Source organism: Streptomyces sp. PsTaAH-137 (assembly GCF_003259365.1).
Lineage (GTDB): Bacteria > Actinomycetota > Actinomycetes > Streptomycetales > Streptomycetaceae > Streptomyces.
On record NZ_QLLY01000062.1, the window covers coordinates 1 to 3,213 of the forward strand.

General features: G+C 69.2%; 3 protein-coding genes. All 3 read right to left on the bottom strand.

Annotated features, from left to right (window positions below; translation table 11 throughout):
* On the bottom strand, nt 1–981 hold a 981-nt coding region (locus K377_RS40755; RefSeq protein WP_309252271.1), incomplete at its 3' end, for a hypothetical protein.
* Between the two features lie 665 nt (nt 982–1,646).
* Nucleotides 1,647–2,051: a DUF6009 family protein gene (locus K377_RS40760; RefSeq protein WP_111668678.1), complete on the bottom strand. Its 405-nt coding sequence runs from the start codon at nt 2,049–2,051 to the stop codon at nt 1,647–1,649.
* Nucleotides 2,048–3,213: phage/plasmid primase, P4 family (locus K377_RS40765; protein WP_111668679.1), on the bottom strand; the 1,166-nt coding region annotated here is incomplete at its 5' end. The genes K377_RS40765 and K377_RS40760, both read right to left, overlap by 4 nt.

Below are 3,213 nucleotides of genomic sequence, written 5' to 3' on the forward strand. Positions count from 1 at the left end.
GGGGGAGGAGGCGTGCACGATCGCCATGCCGCGCCCCACTCGCACGGCCGGCGGTGTTTCGTCGTCGGCGGTGACCGCCGCCAGGAACGCTCTGGACGCCGGGCCCACGGCCCGCGGTTCCGGTTCGCTCCAGGCCGGTGTCTCAGACGTCGGAGGGCGGTAGGGCGGCCGTTCGGGAGGGATCGCCTGGGACACCGGCCGTCCCGCGATCGGCAGTTCGGAGTCCAGGGCTTCCCACATGCGGTCGGTGTCATCGAACGGCGGGGGCAGCGGGCGCCTCTCCGTCAATGCCCTGAGGGCCTGGCCGACCCAGGGGACGTCGACCAGGCCCGCCGTCGCACAGGCCCGTCCTGCGGCCAGCGAGGCGACTGAGCGCTGGATCTCGGGACCCGACGCATCGAGGGCGTGCACCAGATCGCTGTCGTAGCGGAGCAGTCCATGAGCATGGTCTTCGACGGCGCGCAGCCGTGCGCTGGGCAGCCGGCCTCCCCATTCCCATCGCTCATGGTGCAGTCGGATCTCCTCGGCGGCCTGGGCCTCGGCACGGCGGGCCTGGCGTTCGGTCTCGGCGCGCTGCTCGGGTGTGGGGGGCGGTGGGAGCTCCCGCGCGGTGCGGTGCCAGTAGGCGGCGATCTGTGAGGTCTGGCGGACGACGCGGTCCGCGCGGGGCGGTTCGGGCCAGAACTGCAGGAGGTAGCTGTCGACTTGAGGCTCCTCGGGCATCCTCGTGTCGAGCTTGCGGGCCTCGTCCATGCCCCGGGCGCAGTACCTCACCCGGTAGTCGGCCTGGGCGAGGCCCAGGTTCCACGTGGCTTCTCCCGCCCACTGCACCAGGCTGGTGTGTTCGGATGCCGGGCGGAAGGACACCTCGACCACGTCCTGCCAGACCGGGGCCAGGGGAGGGGCTTCGTCGTGGACCTCCACTGCGAAGCCGACGTCGCCCGTGTGCAGTCCTGTGACGAGCCAGAGAGAGCCTGGCACGGCCGCACCGCACAATCCTCCGCTCTGGCCCGCGAAAGCCTCTGAGAGGCCCGTGGGCAGGCTGTCCGGGGTGCTCTCGACGTAGATCTGGCTGTAGTGAACGTGGACTTCGCCTGTGACCGGCCTGCGCACAGCAGTCTCCCTCGGGAGCCGACGGGCTTGTGGAACCTGGACGGACGGGCCGTCACATGCGTCGCATCCTGCCCGACGGCACTGACAACCGCTGCGGTCGCAGAGGGAGCCGGCCCCGGCCTGGCCGGGGGGAGCGCCTCCGGGCGGGGCGTCTCCCGGAGCTCCGCCCGAGCGGTGTCCGGCGGAGCGACTCAACCAGTCCAGTAGCTGGTCGCTCTTGAGTCGCTTCGGTCGAGAATCAGAAAATCGCAGGTCAAAGGCGGTTAACAGACCAAAACAGCGACTGAAGCGACTGAAGCCTTCTATCTATGACACGCACACGCACGCGCAAATGTCTTCATAGTTCCGACCTTCCGTCGCTACGGTCGCTACCGACCCTCGCGGCAACGCTCTGACCTGGTGTTTCTTTAAGCGACTGAGGCCAGCTACCGAACAGCCATGGTCGCTGTTTCTTCGGTAGCTGGCCCCGGTCGCGCCGATTCTGGCCCTGCGCCACGGATTTTCTTCGGTCGCTCGCAGCTCTTCGGTAGCTGTCAGCTCTTCGGTAGCTCTATGCCGAGTTCGCGCATCGCGTCCGAGGGCGGGCCGCCCTCCGAGCGCTCGGTCTTGTATCCCTTGACCCCTGTGCCCAGTGTCCGCGGGTCGACGGCCTCCGAGGGCGCGGCCGAGGCGTACAGGCCCCGCGGCTGCTGGTCCCTGTCGTGAGGGAGCAGCCAGAACACGCGGCGCAGGAACGTGCCCGAGGCGCGGGAGGAGCGGGCCTCGGGGGAGAGGGTGGCGTAGCCGACCATCCGGCCGTCGCGGTGGTAGGCGGGCTTGCCACGGCGCGTGGGGAGGCGGTCCAGGCTCTGGCGGACGTAGTCCAGGTCGTCGATGTCCTCGAGCCAGACCAGGTCCTGCTCGTGGGCGATCTGACTGGGTTCGATCAGAGAGCTCATGCCGTCGCTTCCTCCGCCTCGGCGTTCAGCCCGATGCCCGGATAGTACTTCCGCTGGTTCGACAAGATCATTTGCTTGGGGGACGAGAGGCCGACGCTCTCTCGCACTCTGGCCGCGAAGGCGCGGGACGATACGGGGTTGGCGCCCTCCAGCGAGCACCACTGCTTGTAGGACGTGTAGAGCTGCGCCTGCTCCGCCCGCATGGCCGGGCCCAGGGTGCAGCACTCCGTCAGGAAGCGGCCGGTGTGGTCCTCGGTCTCCGCATAGGCGGTCGTGGCCGTACGGACCTGCTGGGGGCCTGTGAGGTCCTTCTCGCCGTTGAGGTAGCGCCGGGCGCCGGTGATGAGCCAGTGCAGGATCCCCGGGCCTTCTTCGGTGACCAGGACGTCGGCGAGGTTGTCGACCTTGCGGTGGTCGGCGACGACCCGCTCGAAGGGGATCAGCTTCATGCGGCGCCAGAACGCGTAGCCGCCGGTGTTCACCTCGGGGCGGTGGTTGCCCAGCAGCCACAGCTTGTGGGTGGGCGTGAAGGAGAAGAAGTCCTGCCGCATCCGGCGGGCCTTGATGCGGTCGCCGCCGGTGAGCAGCTTGACGCGGGCCTCGTCGAAGCGGTCGCCGGGCTTGAGTTCGGAGCAGACGATGATGCGCCGGCCGTGCAGCTCCGCCAGGTCGGTGGGGTGGCCCTCGAAGGGCTTGGCCATGAGAAATCCGGGCGGTGCCGCATCCGCGTAGTCGCCCAGGAGCTTCACCATGACGTCCAGCAGGACGCTCTTGCCGTTCTTGCCCTGCCCGTACAGGAACGGCATGATCTGCCCGCCGACGTCGCCGGTGATGGAGTAACCCAGCAGCAGATGCAGGAAGTCGATCATCTCCTGGCCGTCGGCGTCCTCGCCGAACGTGTCCTGCAGGAAGCGCTGCCAGCGCGGTGCGTTCATCGCGCGGGGCGCGAGCGCGGTGGAGCGGGAGTGCAGGTGCTTCTCCGGGTCCGGGCTCTGCAGCATGCCGGTGCGCAGGTCGACGACGCCGTCCGGGGTGCACAGCGCGTACGGGTCCGCGTCCAGCATCGAGGCGTTGAGGACCATCCCGGGCGCCGACTTGGCCTGCATCAGCATGGCCTTCATGCCGGAGGTCGACAGGGCGCGGCGGCGGTGGCGGCGCAGGG